Genomic DNA, 1783 nt, shown 5'->3' on the forward strand with positions numbered 1-1783 from the left:
CCCTCAAATTCAATTATTATTTTTTGTTTTTTAAATGTACTCTAAGAATCTAAATATTTTATCGTATTTTTCTTGTGTGTGAATGTTATTGTGTATAACAAGAGATGTAAAGATACATAACTCACCCCCTACATATAAGGGGTAAGTTAAGAAGCATTGAAGCCAAAGGCTACTTAGTTAAGCAACCTTAGAATATTTTGCTGAATTGCATTTGCTTGAGAGAGAGCATAGCTACCAGATTGAGCAAGAATATTGAGTTTTGTAAATTCTGAACTCTCTGCTGCAAAATCCACTTCACGAATACCAGATTCAGCAGCTTTAACATTCACTTGAGTAATAGTGATGTTATTGACTGTGCTGACCATTTGTCCAGATACAGAACCAAGGTCTGCTCTAATTTTATCAAGTGTTTTCATTGCAGATTCTGCAATATCCATTGTTACCATTGCGCCTCTTAAGCTTGTTACACCAGAGCCAAGGTCTGTTCCACCAGATGCAATAACTGCATTATAGTTTGCACCAGCAGCAGAACGAACATTGATATTGAATACACCTTTTACATCACGAAGGTTTGCTGTTGTTTGAGCAACCTTTGTGTCATCAATGTAACCCGTTGAACTGATATTGATACCAGAAACAACAATGTCTCTTGCATCAGTTCGCACAAGTGAAAGGCGTCCATAGTTAGTAGCACCTTGAGTGAGTTGTTGTCCGCCATTCACGGTCTCAATTGATGCCTCGCCACCTTGTCCTGCCACAGCACCATTAGCTCTTAAATCTATACCGCGTCCATCTGTGCTTCGTAGCATTAAACGACCAATATTATCTGTATAAGCTTCAACACCTGTGTGCATTGTAGCTGCATTGAAAGCTTGCACTAAACGTCCATCGCTGTCATTTTTTTGAATACCAATAATATCCCCAATAGAGACACCATTAATCATAATATTTGCAAGACTTCCAGATTTAATTGAAATATCTGAAGTTGTATAGGCGTTTGCTTGAGCACGAACACCTGTTTTATCAGAGTTTTTATTAATAACTTCTGCTAAAACACCAAGTCCTGTTCCTGCAGAGTGAGAAATCTTTACAGATTCTAAAGTTATATCATTGACACCATCAACATTTTTAAATGTCAAAGTTACTTCACCAGAAGCAGTAACTAAAGCACCTGTCTCAATACGCACCTGTCCAATTTTATCAGATGTAGTTGAGCCAATAGATGTTTTAATAGATTGGTTAGAATATGCACCCACTTGGAACTCTTTGTTTGTAAAAGCACCAGAAAGAAGAGCCATACCATTATAAGTAGTGTTATTACCTATACTATCCAAACCTTCAATCAAACGAATAATATCCATTTGAATCATTGAACGTGATTGAGTAGATTGTCCATCTTGAGCTGCTTGAACGGCTTTAGATTTGATTGTATCAAGAATCTTAAGTTGTTCGTCCATTGCCTTATCTGCAATTTGGATAATCCCCATACCATCATTTGTATTTCTAATTGCTTGTCCTAGCGCACTTGCTTGAGAGCGCAAACTATCTGCAATTGCCATACCTGAAGCATCATCTGCTGCCTTGTTGATACGAAGACCTGAACTCAATTTCTCCATAGAGTTTTTAAGGTTGTATTGAGTAAAGGTAGATTGTGCGTGCGCATTAAGTGCGTTAATGTTAGTATTGACTTGAAAAGCCATGGTAACTCCTTTTGAAAATTTTCACTTAGGCATCCTTGCCTTGTGGTTGAAATACAAATCGGCTAGAATGAAAAAAAATGAAT

1 protein-coding gene is annotated in these 1783 nt (G+C 37.2%); it reads right to left on the minus strand.

Translation table 11 applies throughout. From position 1 onward, the window contains the following. Nucleotides 1–173 precede the first annotated feature (173 nt). The gene (locus tag OQH61_RS09395; RefSeq protein WP_266027173.1) at nt 174–1700 is read right to left on the minus strand and encodes a flagellin A; all 1527 of its coding nucleotides are present in this window, start codon (nt 1698–1700) and stop codon (nt 174–176) included. Between the last annotated feature and the right edge of the window lie 83 nt (nt 1701–1783).

This window comes from Helicobacter sp. MIT 21-1697 (assembly GCF_026241255.1).
Classification (GTDB): domain Bacteria; phylum Campylobacterota; class Campylobacteria; order Campylobacterales; family Helicobacteraceae; genus Helicobacter_C.